Source organism: Vibrio anguillarum, from assembly GCF_001989995.2.
Classification (GTDB): domain Bacteria; phylum Pseudomonadota; class Gammaproteobacteria; order Enterobacterales; family Vibrionaceae; genus Vibrio; species Vibrio anguillarum.
This window is the reverse complement of record NZ_JAHGUP010000018.1, coordinates 17,423-32,652: the sequence shown is the minus strand read 5'-3', so window position 1 is coordinate 32,652 and position 15,230 is coordinate 17,423. Positions and strand designations below refer to the sequence as shown.

The window sequence follows — 15,230 nt, the reverse complement described above, 5'->3', positions numbered from 1 at the left end:
TATTACCATTTGATGGTCTGGTGCTGCCAATCCACAAAACAGACGGGCTTATCTAACATTTCCTTTTGATGAAGTTGATAAAGTTGCTTAGCCACAAACTCCGGTTCAAAGAGCTTATCGCTAGACACATTATGCTGAAATGGTTTAGAAAGCGGGGTGTCGGTGGTTCCCGGATGAAACAGAATGGTTTGTGTGTTGGGATGAGTGCGAGAGAGCTCTATCGCAAAACTTTTCGTCGCCATATTTAGCGCCGCTTTACTCATCCGATAGCTGTACCAGCCGCCACTGTGGTTATCCTCTAAGCTACCTATCCGCGCGCTAAAAACCGTAATTTTTGCAAAAGATTGACGATCAATAAGTGATGGTAAATATTGAAACCAACGCACTTGGCTCAAAACGTTACATTGTAAAAGCCATTGAAAGTAAGACTCGTCAAACCTTGAGATACGCTTTTCTGGTGTATAGGTGTCGTTGTGTAGTTGCCCATTAAAAAACACAATTTGATCAAACTTATGCCCGATATCGGCCAATGTTTTGGCAATCAAGGCCGTTGATTCGATACTGTAGTCGGTTGGAAAATGTTCGCTTGAGGATTGGGCGAGATATTTTTGTCTTGAGACGGTAACGATTGCTGGCGCGAAAGTCTGCGCTTTGAGCTCCTTTATAAAAGCTTGGGCGATGATGCTTGAGGCGCCAATAATGAGGTATTTCATTGTTATCACTCTCTGTTTTTACAAACGCCATTACGGCATTGAGCATGACTAAACCAGCGAGATATCGACATGCGATGTTTTGCAAAAAGGAGATAAATTTGGTCGCTAATCCATTTTAGGACGGGTAAGCGCGTAATGAATAACCAGCGATGTTTGTTGACTAAACGCCAAGCTAGAACGGTCACATCCAGCCCATAAAGCAGATTGCCTTGTTGATCTAAGCCATGCAGTATCGATAACGCCTTGCTTTTGTCGATAGAAGGAAAGCTACGCATAGCATCGCCGTCATTTATGTCGATAAGCTGAACCCGACCATGGTGATCGAAGGTTTTTAATGAACGCATTTCATTGCAGCATAAAGGACACTGCGCATCGAAAAAAATCACTAAAGATGGGGTACTCATATGTATGTCATCAGCCTAACAGCCCGTGAATAACATATTTGTACGTTCACTCTTCAGTATAAGATCAAGCTAGTGTTTGGTTTGCACTCAATCCCAATCTAACGCCAATCTCCCCTGAGCTCGGCGACTTTTTGTTGCATCACTTGTGTTGTTGCCTCTTTGGGGGGGACGGGCTCGCCAGCTTCAATTTCTATATGTGACCAAAAACGAGTCGGTAGCCCACAGCAGGCGCGCCCTTTGGCACGGCTAAAATAGCTTCCCCACAATCCCTTCAATGCCATGGGGATGACAGGCACAGAGCTGCGTTTTAAAATAATATCCATCCCGCGCATGAAATCGCTGATTTCGCCATCCGCGGTTAACCGTCCCTCTGGGAAAATGCAGACGATATGCCCCTCTGCCAATGCTTGTTCTACATCGTTAAAGGCTTGGCGGATAGAACCGCGACGCGTTGCGGAAATAGGTATCACGCCTGCACGTTTCAAAAAGCGACGAAGTGGCGGCAAATTGGCGTAATCCTCTTCCATCACAAAACGAATTAAGCGAGGGCAAACCGCGCTCAGCAACAGTGCATCCATATAGCTAACATGATTGCACACCAGCAGTGCTCCGCCCTTTTCAGGTAAGTGATGAAGATTTTTGTGGCTGACTCGATACATGGTATGCGTCAGCATCCACATTAGAAATCGCACCAAGAAGACCGGGACTTGGTAGCATAAATAGAGTGCAACAAAGCCATTAAGCAAAGCTAATATAATGAAGAACTGAGGGATCGTAAGCTCAAGAAAGCTCAAACAGACAATCCCTAATAGTGCGCTCGCCACCATAAACAGTGAGTTGTAGATATTTAAAGCGGCAATGACTTGTGCGCGTTGAGTGACTTTAGCACGCTGCTGCATTAGCGCATATAAAGGCACAATGAAGATGCCACCGCAGACGCCAATCAACAATAGAAAAAGAAACATCGGCCATAGTGATTGGTAGCTGATAAATTGATAAAAATCAGTAAATTGAGGCAGATTTTCTGGCACGGAGGTTGCCATTAAATAGCCAAATAATGTAATGCCAAAACTGCCGATAGGCACGATGCCGATCTCTATTCTATGATGCGATAATTTGTCGCAGGTCAATGAGCCAGTGGCAATACCAACAGAAAACAGTGCTAGCAAAAAAGAAACGGCGCTCTCTGTGCCATATAAATAGTGATGCGTGAAATTTGGAAATTGAGTTAAGTAGGCAGCACCTAAAAACCAGAACCAACTGATCGCCATTACGCATTGGAAAATAGTACGGTCTTGTTTGGCAATCGCAATGGTCTGCTTGGTTTGCTTAATGGGCTGCCAGCGAAAAACGAGATCGGGTGCGCAAGCAGGGGCTTTAGGAATATGACGGCTGGCTAAATAGCCTAACAACGCAAATACTACCACCGCGCCAGCGGCCACGTATTTAGTGTAGGGCATCGAGGCAATGAGCCCAGCCCCCAATGTGCCTAATAAAATCGCTAAAAATGTGCCTGTTTCCACTAACGCATTACCCGGAACCAATTCATTTGGCTTGAGTTGTTGCGGCAATAAAGCGTATTTGACTGGGCCAAAAAAGGCCGATTGTGTCCCCATCAAAAACAGTAATAACAGTAAAATGGCGTAACTCTCGGTCATAAAACCGATCGCGCCAAGACACATGATGCCAATTTCAGCCAATTTCACTTTACGAATGAAAGCGGATTTTTCGTACTTGTCAGCAAGCACACCAGCAGAGGCAGAAAAAAGGAAAAAAGGAAGAATGAATAGCCCTGCGGCAAGGTTAATAAATAAATTACTGGAAACCGGTAACACGTTCGCTCCAGCAAACGCGACCAATAGCAGCAAGACATTTTTAAAGATGTTATCGTTAAATGCGCCAAAAAACTGGGTGATGAAATACGGAAGAAATCGTTGCTGAGTCAGCAATGAAGATTGAGATTGACTCATTGATGGTCCTTATCGCGCCCAGTGATTAAGATAGTTTGAGAGTAGGTTTTCAATCAGCTCTTTCCCATCGATGGGTTCGGCGGCGAAAAATTTATCATCTACGCTTAATAAGGTAATACCATGTACGCCAGACCACAGGACTCGGCTTGCTTGCAGCACTTCTTGTTGCGAGTGTTGTGGAGCAAGGATGGTCAATAAACCTTCAAGCATGGCGGTCATGTTGTCGATGCGCTCTGCTTGCCACTGGGGAAGTAGTTCGCCATTCATATTATGTTCAAAAATAAGTTGCCAGCGATTGGGGTGCAACTGAGCAAAATCGTGGTAGCAATAGGCCAATTTATACAACGCTTCTTTTGGATCGCTACACTTACCCACCACTTTTTTCGCTTGCGAAGAGAGTTCATCCAAGGTTTGAGCTACCACATGCAACAATAAAAGATTGTAACTGCCGAAGACATTGACCAAAGTGCTAGGTACGTAGCCAATCATGGTTGCGATTTTACGCAGGCTGAGCTCGTGATAAGTGTGATTTTGAAGAAAATGCTTCGCGGTCTTGAGTGTCAATGCAATCAGTTCTTCTCGTGTGTGATCGTTTCGTCTGGCCATGGTTACGTATCAATTATGAACAACGTTCGATATTCTAGTGGGGTGGTGTATAAGCGTCAACTTATGGACGGTTAATTTGCAATATTCTGATACATGTCTGCGAGAAGCAACGGTTTTCTTGTCTATCCGAAGTGGTTATGATGAGTAAGCCTCAATAATTATAACCCTAAGGAAAAACATGAAACGTTTTTTTTCCCTTGTAGCACTGCTGATGGTTGCTGTTGCGATCACACCGATAGCAGAAGCAAAGAAATTTGGCGGTGGTAAATCGTTTGGTAAAAGCTATAAAACGGCTCCAGCGCCCAAACAGCAGACTCAAAAAAATGACACCATTAAGCAAGATCAAGCAGGTAAAGCTGGTTCGACCAAAAAAGGTCTGATGGGCGGATTACTGGGTGGTTTACTCGCTGGTGGTCTACTGGCGGCTTTCTTTGGCGGCGCGTTTGAGGGTATCCAATTTATGGATATTCTGATCTTCGGCCTGATTGCTTTTGTGCTCTTTAAACTGATGCGCGGTATGCTTGGTGCGAAGCAGGGCAGCATGAATCGGCAGCAGCCTGCGTTTGGTGGCGTGAATAACCGGACGGAGTTTGAACAGCCTAACGTGCACAATTTTGAACAACAGCCTCAAGCCACGGGTGGTTTTGGAGCGAATGCACACAGCGATATCCCACATAACTATCCAGCCGGTTTCGATAAGGCCGCTTTCATTAATGGTGCGCGTGAGCACTACCGTATTTTGCAAGGTGCTTGGAACCATAACCAACTTGAAACTGTTGAAGAATATGTATCGGCGAGCTTGTTTGAAGATTTAAAACAAGAGCGCGCAAAGCTAAACGGTGAACAGCACACAGATGTGATGTACGTAGACGCTGAAGTCGTTCGCGCCGATTACGATGCAAGTAAAGCGCAGTTGAGTTTGCAGTTTACTGGCCGCTACCGCGATTCCGTGGAAGGCATTGAAGAAGATATTAATGATGTGTGGCATTTAGAGCGTGATTTAACCGTACCTAATGCACCTTGGTTGATTGTCGGCATTCAAGGCTAAGACTTTTCACGATGGATCCAAAACGCCCAAGTTTGTCTTGGGCGTTTTGCTAGGTCACTAAGCTAATTTAGCCGTTGTTTCAAAGGCTTCTAATTTTGAAAGATAAGGTGTTAAATCACCAATATTGTTTTTCACCCAATCGGCACAGTAATAGGTATCTAAATAACGTTCGCCGCTGTCGCATAACAGCGTCACGATGGAGCCTGTTTCACCTCGTTGTTTCATCTCACTGGCAATTTGCAAAACCCCATAAAGATTGGTGCCGGTAGAAGGGCCTGCTTTGCGGCCGAGTAGTTTTTCCAACCAATAGATCGTAGCGACACTGGCGGCATCCGCAACGGTACGCATTTCATCGACTACGCCGGGAATAAAACTCGGTTCAACTCGTGGACGACCAATTCCTTCAATTTTGCTACCACACTGCAAGGTTAAGCTTGGGTCTCGGCTTTTGAAATAATCATGAAATACCGAGTTTTCAGGGTCGACAACGCACAGTTTGGTATTGTGTTTTTGGTAGCGAATAAAGCGGCCTATAGTTGCTGAGGTTCCGCCTGTGCCTGGGCTCATTACAATCCATGTTGGAACGGGGTGATCTTCCATTTGCATTTGGTTAAAAATACTGTCGGCAATATTGCTATTACCACGCCAGTCGGTCGCACGTTCAGCATAAGTGAACTGGTCCATATAATGACCATTCAGTTCTTTGGCTAAGCGGTGTGATTCGGCATAAATTTGATCAGAGCGATCGACTAAATGCGCTTGGCCGCCATAAAGCTCAATCTGCTCAATTTTTTTACGTGCAGTACATTTGGGCATTACAGCAATAAAAGGCAAGCCTAGTAAACGGGCAAAATAAGCTTCTGATACCGCAGTACTGCCCGATGAAGATTCAATGATAGTCGTTTCAGGGCCAACCCAGCCGTTACAGATGGCATACAGAAAAAGAGAACGGGCGAGGCGATGTTTCAGCGAACCCGTAGGATGCGTACTTTCATCTTTGAGATAAATATCGACCCCAGCGACACAAGGCAAATCGAGCTTGATCAGATGAGTATCGGCCGAGCGTTGGTAGTCCGCTTCTATTTTTCGAATTGCGTTGTTAATCCATTGATGATCGGTGCACATGGTTCTCTCTCCATCGTTATTATGAGGGTAATTTACCCTTAATGTGAGAGAAAAGCTTTGCTATGTTGCCTGTCATTTTGTAGTTTTGGAGAAAATTATTCTCTTATTCTGGGGAAACTATGGAGCTTGATAGAATTGATCGTATGATCCTCTCATTACTGCAACAAGACAGCACTTTGTCGCTAAATGATTTGGCTGAAGCGGTGAACTTAACCACCACACCTTGCTGGAAGCGGTTGAAAAAGCTTGAAGAATCTGGCGTGATTGCGCAGCGAGTTGCCCTGCTTGACCCAGAAAAATTAGATTTGAGTTTTACCGCGTTTGTGTTGATTAAGACCAGCGATCACTCTCACGAATGGTACAGCCATTTTGTCATGACTGTGTCTGAGTATCCTGAGGTGATGGAGTTCTATCGAATGGCGGGTGAGTACGATTACATGATGAAAGTGTTGGTCAAAGACATGAAGTGTTTTGACCAGTTTTATAAAAAACTGGTCAATGGCGTGAAAGGGATTAATAACGTGACTTCAACCTTTGCAATGGAGTCATTGAAGTACACTACCCAATTGCCTCTGGCATAGCCTGCTCGTCCGAGTCTTGTTATTTGGTGAAGCGCATCACACCTTCTTGCACTGCTGTTGCGACTAAATCTCCTTGGCGGTTGTAAATCTCGCCACGCACTAAACCACGGGTATTGCTGGCCGTAGGGCTTTCTATTGCGTAGAGCAACCATTCATCCATTTTGAATGGGCGGTGGAACCAAATCGAATGATCAATCGTCGCGACTTGAAAGTTAGGAGTCATCAAAGAGACTTTATGAGGATGCAACGCTGTGACTAAAAACCCCCAATCAGACGCGTAACCGAGCAAATATTGATGGATGAGTTGGTTATTTGGCAACTCACCATTAGCGCGTATCCACATGTACTGTTTTGGCTCCGCTTTTTGTGGTTTTAGCGGGTTAATTACGGTCACTGGACGCATCTCAATCGCTTTTTCGCCACAAAAAACCTTTTTTATTTTTTCAGGTAATAAGTGTGCAATCTGGGCTGCCAGTTCAGATTCAGAGGCAAAATTTTCAGGACCAGGAATATCAGGCATGGTGTTTTGATGTTCAAAACCGGGCGCTTCACCGTGATAAGAAGCGGTGAGATAGAAAATCGGCCGACCATTTTGAATGGCTTTGACTCGTCTGGTACTGAAACTGCGTCCGTCCCTTAAATTCTCAACATCATAAATGATTGGTTTTTCAGGATCCCCGGGGTAAAGAAAATAGCTATGAAATGAGTGAACAGTGCGGTCGGAATCAACCGTATAGCGAGCCGCCGAGAGCGCTTGGCCAATCACTTGTCCACCATACACTTGTGGCAGACCTAAGTTCTCGCTCTCACCTCGGTATAAACCTTCTTCTAGTTTTTCCAGTTGCAGCAAATCCAATAGTTCATTTAATGGTTTACTCATAGACCCTCACCGAGATTCTTAATGTAATTATTATCATTGTTGACTAAGTCAATATCTTGTTAATACCAAATTGACGACCATGACAGCAGATAAAACCGAACCTATAATCATCACCTATCTAACACCATAACTGAGGTTTTATCCTTATGAAAAAGGCACTGTTGCTGATTATGTCGTCTGTTTTGGGGCTAATACTTGTGGGTTGCCAGTCAGCGCCAAAATCAACCTCTTCCGAGAGCAATATTCAATCTATCATGGGTACGGTTTCATACCGTGAGCGTATTGCACTGCCGGATAAGGCGCTTGTCACTATCACTTTGCAAGATGTTTCATTGGCTGATGCACCCGCTAAAGTGATCGCAAAACACCGCTTTGAAACTAACGGAATGCAAGTGCCGCTTAAGTTTGACTTGGCATTCGACAACCGAAAAATTGATGCTCGCCACCGTTACAGCGTCAGTGCTCGTATCGAAGTAGATGGAAAACTGCGCTTCATTACGGATACCAATTACGCCGTGATTACTGATGAGAATAACACTAAACGGGTTGATTTGCGTTTGGTTGGTGTTAAACAGTAGTAAAAACAGAAGCAATAAAATAGACGCAATACTATAAAAAACAGTAAAACAAGAAATAGTAAAACAGCCCTTTCCCGAGCTAGATAAGCGGGAAAGGCGCTTGACCGAAAGGGGCTTAGGGGCGCCACTGGTATAATCGAAGTTTTATTTTGCCATGCTCGTTCACTTCGACGCCTTCGGCGATCAATTTCTGTCGTTGACGTAATAAATCCTCTCCTTTTAGCGAAATCTCTCCTTTGCTGTTGATCACACGAAACCAAGGTAATCGGCTGTTTTGAGGTAGGTTACCTAATGCTTTTCCAACATGGCGTGCGTAGCCGGGGTAGCCAGCTAAGCGAGCAATTTCCCCATAGGTGGTCACTTTTCCTGCGGGAATTTGATGTATAACTGCAAAAATCTGCGCTAAAAATTGGTTCATGCTGACAATTCGTCCATACTAGCAGTGTCCTAGTTCGATAGTTACCAAGGAACGGTATAAGGAGAGGGCATGCTATTTTCTACCTTTCAATTTTTAATCACAACCGTGTTGGCTGTGGTTTGTGCAAGAGCAATAGGTTTAAGCGAAGGGGACATCCCTGTGCTGGCCATCGTGATCCCTGCGCTGTGGATTTTACCGCAAGGGGGTGTCGCGGGTGTGTTGCTACTGGCCGCAATGACCGCTTACGGTTTCACTTTATCTTATCAGCCGATCGCCCTTTCTGTCAGTGTTTGGGTGCTACTCCCGTTGTTGATGGTGGTCTTTTCTAAACGCAGTAGCATAGGTGTTATCTTAGTGAGCACGCTGATCGTACTGACGTTGCAAGTCGGTATCATCGTTACTCAATCGGCTGGGAAATTAGGCGGTACAGGCTGGCTTACTGTTATTCAGACTCTTTCTGTTATCGTTGTTTGGTGGTCGGTTGCGCACTGGAAGCCATCCAATAAGCACCGTTGGTGGGCGTTAGGGTTACTGCTACCGCTATGGATGGCCGATTTCTCGTATGCGGTGTTAGTTGCGTTAAGCATTACTGGCATTATGGCGTCGATGGAAAGTTTAACCCAATCCAAACCAGTCGCAGTGAATTGGAATGGTTTGTTATGCTGGACACTTCCAACGGTAGGCTTTGCAAGCTTAGTCGTCTCGCCCACAAGTGACGTACCAAACCCAGTATTCGTGGTTTGGATCTGTTTGCTGGCTACCGCTTGGATGACTGATTATCTACTCAAGAGCACCGAAGAGAATACCGAATGACCAGAACACAACTGAATGTAGATTAGAGCATGTTGTGGGTGAAGTTGTGACTTCATTCTTATGCATATATAGAGCATTAGTATATGATGCTCTCCTCTCATTATAATAATATAAACGTCATGGTTCGTGCATTTCGGCTAATAGGTCTTTTATGGCTAGCAACGGCGGCACACAGCGTCACCAGTGCTCCCATAATCAACGCTAAAACATATCGAGTAGCGACAGAAGCGGACGATGTTGTCACGCGTATTTTGTTTGATGCCATTGCTTACCAATTTCGCCTTGAGATTGACTATGTTAATTACCCCAGCTTTGATGCGATCTTGACCGCTATCGAACAAGGGGAGAGCGATTTTGCAGCCAATGTGACTTACACCGAACAGCGTGCTCAACGCTTTGATTTCTCAAGTCCTACCAATATTGAATATACCTATGCATTTAGCCACAGCAACGTACAGTTAACCGATCTGGCGAGGGTCGGGGTTCCCAAAGGAACGATTTATGGTGAGCTGATTGCCGCTTATTTTCCTCATATTATACAGGTTGAGTATGATGGTGCTCGGCGTGCCAAAGAACTTTTAAGCACGGCTGAAGTCGATGTTGTCGTAGACGCGATTAATCAATTAAAGCCGATGTTGATGGCAGGGCTCGATGCGCAATTGCTTAATGACCAACTGCCTATTCAGCCGGTTGCCATTATTACGCCAAAAGGGCACAACACTTTATTACTCAACAAAATTCAAGAATATGTACACTCAGCGTCGGTACAAAAACTGCTTAGAGAATCAGTACAAAAATACCAATTTGATATCCGCAAGCAGGCGTTGCGTCAATCCGTCATCGATAGTGGCTTAAACGTGCAGCGACCGTTAAAAGTAAAATTGGAGAACATCAGCCAATTTGCTCAGTATCAGCACGATGGTAAAGTGAAAGGAATAAACGCGGACATTGTTTTTAAAGCATGTGACATTCTGTTGCTCAAATGCGAACTGGCCAGCCAGCCAGACGAAACGTGGGAGAGTATGTATGCCGATTTGGTCAATAAACGCATTGATATCCTAGTACCAGTTACCGTCTCTCAACAACGAAAATCCGACGTTTATTTCAGTGACACGTATTACCAGCCTGAAGCCGTCTTGATTAAGCGTGAAAATTACAAAGACAATGTTTACAGCAATGTGTCTGAATTAATTGTTGAGCGCATCGGCGTGATTAAAGAAGATTTCTTTGAAGAGCTGTTAGGAAAAATGCTGCCCAATAAAGTGCTACATGTTTATAAAACTCAAAATGAATTGGTCAAAGCCTTGCTCGGTAAGGAGGTCGATTACATCGTTCTAAACCGTGCCAACTTTAACCAAATATTGCGCGAAGCGGATAACTTATTGCCGTTGGAGGAAGATCTATTTATCGGCAGTTTTTACTCGTCTGAGATTGCAATGGGCTTTCCCAAAAATAGCATGGGCGCTTCGCTGGCTCCTTTATTTACTCGTGCTATTAAGATGATTGATACGCAGAAAATCATCAACACCTATGATTATCAACCGAATTGGCGAGCAACGTTAGCGGCCGAGAAAACTTTTTCACGTCACACTCAATGGCTGTTTACGTTGGTATTTGGCTTCTTGTTAGTGGTCGCTTTCTATCTACACTCACAATCTGTTACCGATAATTTAACCAAGCTGCGTAATCGCCGAGCTTTATATCGCCGTTATTCGAGAGGCTTAAACAGCGATCTAACCTTGATTTATTTAGATGTGAATAACTTTAAGCCGATAAACGATAACTATGGTCATGAAGTGGGGGATGAAGTGTTGAAAGCACTTGCCAGCCGTATCGATTCTATTTGGCGTGGTCGTAGTTACCGAATCGGGGGTGATGAGTTTATCCTGATTGGGCAATATAGTGATGAGGAGCTTGAGCCTGTGTTAATGCAGTTAGAGTCCTTTACCTACAGCGATTCTGCTCGAAATTTAAACATAAAAGTCAATGTGGCGATTGGTGTGTCGAATTACAGAGATCATTTCATGAGCCTGGAAGAAGTATTGCACCAAACTGATATTGCCATGTACCAAAGTAAGCACCACGGTAGCGGTCAACGAGATAATACAAAGCCTCTTCTCAAGATAATCAGAAGTTCAAACAAGAGCTAAAATAGTCCACCTATTTTATTGAGTAGAAGAGAAAACAGAAGATTTGTTCAAATGGTGTTCACTTAAAACAAAAAGCTTCCATCCATTGGGATTTCGGCTTGCAATCATTACTATGATGCTTGATAATCGCCGCACTCTTTGGCTAGCAAGCCAAGAAAACAAATCAATGGAGGCTCTGGTCCTCCCGCAACACTAACTTGTGAACTCGGTCAGGCCCGGAAGGGAGCAGCCGCAGCAGGCGACGTGTGTGCCGGGATGTGGCTGGGGCCTCCACCCTTTTGATGTTTGCAACATATGTTCGCATAAATTGCAGAATAGTTTGCAAATTTGCATTATAAGTCTTCATAGACTATTTTTTGTTGTATGTTTACAACAAAAGTGACTTGGCTATGTTTGACCAAACTAAGAAATCATCTCACGTACACAACATCTGTAAGTTCATGAGCTTGAAGAATGATGCTGTTGTTCGCACTCTCTCCATTCTGGAGTTCGATTTCTGTTTTCACCTCGAATACAACCCAAACATCAAAAGTTTTACCTCTCAACCTTTTGGCTTTCATTACCAATTCAATAATCGTAAATGTCGATATACCCCAGATTTTTTAGTGACGGATCACAAGGGGCAATCAACTTTCTTCGAAGTTAAGCACTCCAGTCAGATACTCAAACCTGATTTTAGGGAGCGCTTTGAAGAGAAGCAGAGAGTAGCGTTGAATGAGTTCAACAGACGGCTAGTTTTAGTTACTGAAAAGCAAATCAGGATGGGACCAACGTTAGACAACTTTAAGTTGCTACACCGCTATTCTGGATTGCGTACAGTGACAGAATTTCAAAAGCGAGTTTTGGCTTTTATTCAACGCAAGCAAATGGTGAAACTGCAAGATGTGTCTTTGTATTTTGGTCTATCAGAGCAAGACACACTTATCTCTACTCTACCTTGGATCTCTTCGGGGCACGTTAAAACAGACCTCAATACGATTGGCTTTGGTCTAGAAACTTGCGTTTGGTGCTAACTATGCCATCGGACTCTAATAATATATTTGGGTTCTTTGATGAGTTTGAAGCGTCAGAAGAAGAATCACAACGGCTTCCCAAAGAGCTAGTGCTAGAACCCATTGAAGTACTGTCGACCATAGATAGCTTGCCAGCAAAAATTCAGGAAGAGGTTCTTCGCCGCATAAAAGTTATTACCTTTGTGGAGACGCGCTTGAAAGGTGGGTGGACTGAGAAAAACTTGAACCCCATCTTAAGTCGCGTTGAGTCAGAATTACAGCTTACTCCCCCTAGTTGGCGGACTGTAGCAACTTGGAAAAAATCCTACTCTGAAGCAGGTAGAGAACCATGGGCACTTATTCCGAAGCATACGTTTAAGGGCAACCGCCAAAAAGAAATGGATTCGCAATCCTTGATTGACGAGGCAATTCAGAGCGTATACCTGACACGTGAACGACTTAGCGTTGCAGAAGCATACCGATATTATAAGAGTCGAGTGATTCAAATAAATCGAGGGATTGTTGAAGGAAAAATCAAGCCAATTGCCGAACGTTCTTTTTACAATCGAATAAATGAGTTGCCCCCTTATGAAGTGGCGATTGCAAGATTTGGTAAACGATATGCAGATCGGGAGTATCGCTCGGTTGGTCAGCAGGTCGCTGCAACTAAACCTATGGAGTTTGTTGAAATAGACCATACACCAGTTCCAGTGATTTTGATTGATGATGAATTAGATATTCCTTTGGGCCGCCCCTATTTGACGATGCTTTATGACCGTTTCAGTAAGTGCATTGTTGGTTGCAGTATCAACTTTAGAGAGCCAAGCTTTGACTCTGTTAGAAAGGCTCTGTTGAATTCACTTTTGGATAAAAGCTGGCTCAAAGCAAAGTATCCATCGATTGAGAATGAGTGGCCTTGCCACGGTAAGATTGATTGCTTGGTCGTCGATAACGGTGCCGAGTTTTGGACTCAAAGCTTGGAAGATTCGTTACGGCCTTTGGTGTCAGACATTCAATACAGTCAAGCAGCGAAGCCTTGGCGAAAGTCAGGGATCGAAAAGTTGTTCGATCAAATGAATAAAGGGTTAGTTAACGCGCTGCCTGGAAAAACCTTCACCAATCCTACTCAACTACAAGATTACAATCCGAAGAAGGATGCGGTGGTCAGGGTATCGGTATTTCTTGAATTACTCCATAAATGGATTGTCGACTATTATCACATGGCACCAGATTCTAGAGAGCGTGAGATTCCATACCACAAGTGGCACCAATCGAAATGGACGCCTTCTTACTATGATGGTGCTGAGAAGGAGCAACTCAGAGTAGAGTTAGGATTGCTTAGACACAGAACCATTGGAGTGGCTGGGATCAGGCTGCATAACTTACGTTATCAGTCCGCCGAGCTTATTGAATATCGGAAATATTGCACACCTAATAATGGCAAAAAGCTTTTTTTTAAGACCAAAACAGATCCTTCTGATATCAGCTACATTCATGTTTACCTAGAATCAGAAAAGAAGTACATAAAAGTTCCAGCGGTAGACAACAGCGGGTATACAAACGGACTTTCACTTTTTGAACACCAGCGCATACAAAAAGTACGCAGACTGAACACCAAGGAGCTCGCTGATGATGAGGCTCTTGCGGATACATTTCTATATATGAAAAAACGTATCCAGGAAGAAACCGATAGATTCCGTCGTGTTAAAAGTAGCAAGCCCAATCTTCCTAAAACAGGTAACACTTCGAAACTAGCAAAGTTTAATGATGTCGGATCTGAGGGACCAAGCTCGATCAACGAGACTCCTGTTAGGCACAAATCTGAGGTTGTCTTCGATACCACAGAGCACTTAGATGACGATGATTTTGAAGATATTGAAGGGTATTAATTTGAATTTAACGCCAAAGCAGCTTGAGCAGCTAAAGTCCTTTGAAACCTGCTTTATCGAGTATCCCGCGATAACTGAAATCTACTCTATTTTCGATCAACTTCGTTTCAATCACACTCTAGGTGGTGAACCAGAGTCTTTCTTGTTAACTGGTGAGGCCGGAAGTGGAAAGACGGCTCTGATCAACCACTACTTATCACGCTTTCAATCAGGTTCAACTTGGGGAAAGCAGCCAGTATTAAGCACTAGAGTGCCAAGCCGTATCAATGAACAGAATACGCTTACCCAATTTTTGGTTGATTTAGATTGTAAATCAGGAGGAAGAGGTGTTCGGCGTCGTAATGAAATCGCTCTTGGCGAAGCGGTTGTAAAGCAACTTAAACGAAAATCTGTTGACCTGATTATTGTTAATGAAATTCAAGAGCTTGTTGAGTTTTCAACCGCAGAACAGAGACAAGTTATTGCCAACACATTCAAATATATAAGTGAAGAAGCAAGAGTCTCGTTTGTGCTAGTGGGTATGCCTTATGCTGATGTGATAGCGACAGAACCACAATGGAACTCGCGGCTAAGTTGGAGGAGAAAGATACATTATTTCAAGTTGTTGAAAGCGAATAGTCATTCGAGTAGAACGGCATCTTATGGGTTTGACTTAGAACAAAAAAAGCATTTCGCCAGATTTGTCGCGGGTTTGAGTTCAAGGATGGGCTTTGATGAGCCACCAGTACTTACAAAGAATGAACTGCTATATCCTTTGTTTGCAATGTGCCGAGGAGAATGTCGAACGTTAAAACATTTCTTGAAAGACGCGCTGCTTATGAGTTTTAACGAGAATGCTGATACGATCGACAGAGCAATTTTGTCACGCACTTTTGCATTCAAGTTCCCTTACCTAGATAACCCGTTTGATCGTCCTTTAGAGAAGCTTAGTCTTCATCAAATTGACTCTGGTTCTGTTTACAACTTAAATGCGATCACCACTGAAGATAAAATAGTGGCTCCTCGCTTTACTGACGCCATTCCGTTGAGCATGCTATTGAGTAAAAATGGGCTTAAAGCTTAG

Annotated in this window: 15 protein-coding genes and 1 other RNA gene; 9 read left to right on the top strand and 7 right to left on the bottom strand. The window is 43.9% G+C overall.

Annotation, left to right across the window (positions count from 1 at the left end; translation table 11 throughout):
- Positions 1 to 2: 2 nt before the first annotated feature.
- From PL85_RS04480 to PL85_RS04465, 4 genes are all read right to left on the bottom strand, one after another.
- On the bottom strand, positions 3 to 713 hold the full coding sequence (locus tag PL85_RS04480) for an SDR family NAD(P)-dependent oxidoreductase (RefSeq protein ID WP_088729001.1): 711 nt from the start codon (positions 711 to 713) through the stop codon (positions 3 to 5).
- A gap of 5 nt (positions 714 to 718) precedes the next feature.
- On the bottom strand, positions 719 to 1,117 hold the full coding sequence (locus tag PL85_RS04475; protein WP_017044399.1) for a thiol-disulfide oxidoreductase DCC family protein: 399 nt from the start codon (positions 1,115 to 1,117) through the stop codon (positions 719 to 721).
- Between the two features lie 98 nt (positions 1,118 to 1,215).
- Positions 1,216 to 3,087 (bottom strand): MFS transporter, encoded by a 1,872-nt coding sequence (locus PL85_RS04470; protein ID WP_115339159.1) that lies wholly within the window; start codon positions 3,085 to 3,087, stop codon positions 1,216 to 1,218.
- Positions 3,088 to 3,096: 9 nt separating this feature from the next.
- Entirely contained in the window at positions 3,097 to 3,693 is a 597-nt protein-coding gene (locus PL85_RS04465; protein ID WP_013856438.1) for a TetR/AcrR family transcriptional regulator, read from the bottom strand.
- Between the two features lie 178 nt (positions 3,694 to 3,871).
- Here PL85_RS04465 and PL85_RS04460 point away from each other — a divergent pair, with 178 nt between their 5' ends.
- Complete coding sequence (locus PL85_RS04460) at positions 3,872 to 4,741, top strand: Tim44 domain-containing protein (protein ID WP_013856439.1); 870 nt, start codon at positions 3,872 to 3,874, stop codon at positions 4,739 to 4,741.
- 57 nt (positions 4,742 to 4,798) lie between these two features.
- On the opposite strand, the gene PL85_RS04455 is transcribed toward PL85_RS04460, so the two are convergent.
- The gene (locus PL85_RS04455) at positions 4,799 to 5,866 is read right to left on the bottom strand and encodes a PLP-dependent cysteine synthase family protein (protein ID WP_017045283.1); all 1,068 of its coding nucleotides are present in this window, start codon (positions 5,864 to 5,866) and stop codon (positions 4,799 to 4,801) included.
- A 119-nt stretch (positions 5,867 to 5,985) separates the two neighbouring features.
- Here PL85_RS04455 and PL85_RS04450 point away from each other — a divergent pair, with 119 nt between their 5' ends.
- Positions 5,986 to 6,447: an Lrp/AsnC family transcriptional regulator gene (locus tag PL85_RS04450; RefSeq protein WP_017044403.1), complete on the top strand. Its 462-nt coding sequence runs from the start codon at positions 5,986 to 5,988 to the stop codon at positions 6,445 to 6,447.
- A gap of 19 nt (positions 6,448 to 6,466) precedes the next feature.
- Here the strand turns inward: PL85_RS04450 and tesB are convergent, their stop codons facing one another.
- Positions 6,467 to 7,327, bottom strand: coding sequence for an acyl-CoA thioesterase II (gene tesB, locus PL85_RS04445; protein WP_017044404.1), 861 nt, complete (start codon positions 7,325 to 7,327; stop codon positions 6,467 to 6,469).
- A 146-nt stretch (positions 7,328 to 7,473) separates the two neighbouring features.
- On the opposite strand from tesB, the gene PL85_RS04440 reads away from it, so the two are divergent.
- On the top strand, positions 7,474 to 7,905 hold the full coding sequence (locus PL85_RS04440) for a YbaY family lipoprotein (RefSeq protein WP_115339158.1): 432 nt from the start codon (positions 7,474 to 7,476) through the stop codon (positions 7,903 to 7,905).
- 115 nt (positions 7,906 to 8,020) lie between these two features.
- Here the strand turns inward: PL85_RS04440 and PL85_RS04435 are convergent, their stop codons facing one another.
- Positions 8,021 to 8,323, bottom strand: a complete 303-nt coding sequence (locus PL85_RS04435) for an MGMT family protein (protein WP_013856444.1) — start codon at positions 8,321 to 8,323, stop codon at positions 8,021 to 8,023.
- A 69-nt stretch (positions 8,324 to 8,392) separates the two neighbouring features.
- Here PL85_RS04435 and PL85_RS04430 point away from each other — a divergent pair, with 69 nt between their 5' ends.
- The 6 genes from PL85_RS04430 (at position 8,393) to PL85_RS04405 (ending at position 15,230) form a co-directional block, all read left to right on the top strand.
- The gene (locus PL85_RS04430; protein ID WP_115339157.1) at positions 8,393 to 9,136 is read left to right on the top strand and encodes a VP0952 family biofilm-associated protein; all 744 of its coding nucleotides are present in this window, start codon (positions 8,393 to 8,395) and stop codon (positions 9,134 to 9,136) included.
- An 83-nt stretch (positions 9,137 to 9,219) separates the two neighbouring features.
- Positions 9,220 to 11,286: a GGDEF domain-containing protein gene (locus tag PL85_RS04425; protein WP_115339156.1), complete on the top strand. Its 2,067-nt coding sequence runs from the start codon at positions 9,220 to 9,222 to the stop codon at positions 11,284 to 11,286.
- A gap of 173 nt (positions 11,287 to 11,459) precedes the next feature.
- An RNA gene (gene ffs, locus PL85_RS04420) (signal recognition particle sRNA small type) lies at positions 11,460 to 11,556 on the top strand.
- A gap of 119 nt (positions 11,557 to 11,675) precedes the next feature.
- On the top strand, positions 11,676 to 12,299 hold the full coding sequence (locus tag PL85_RS04415) for a TnsA endonuclease N-terminal domain-containing protein (protein WP_017045287.1): 624 nt from the start codon (positions 11,676 to 11,678) through the stop codon (positions 12,297 to 12,299).
- A 2-nt stretch (positions 12,300 to 12,301) separates the two neighbouring features.
- Positions 12,302 to 14,167 (top strand): Mu transposase C-terminal domain-containing protein, encoded by a 1,866-nt coding sequence (locus PL85_RS04410; RefSeq protein WP_115339155.1) that lies wholly within the window; start codon positions 12,302 to 12,304, stop codon positions 14,165 to 14,167.
- Positions 14,133 to 15,230 (top strand): TniB family NTP-binding protein, encoded by a 1,098-nt coding sequence (locus PL85_RS04405; protein ID WP_115339154.1) that lies wholly within the window; start codon positions 14,133 to 14,135, stop codon positions 15,228 to 15,230. The genes PL85_RS04410 and PL85_RS04405 overlap by 35 nt, the downstream gene beginning before the upstream one ends.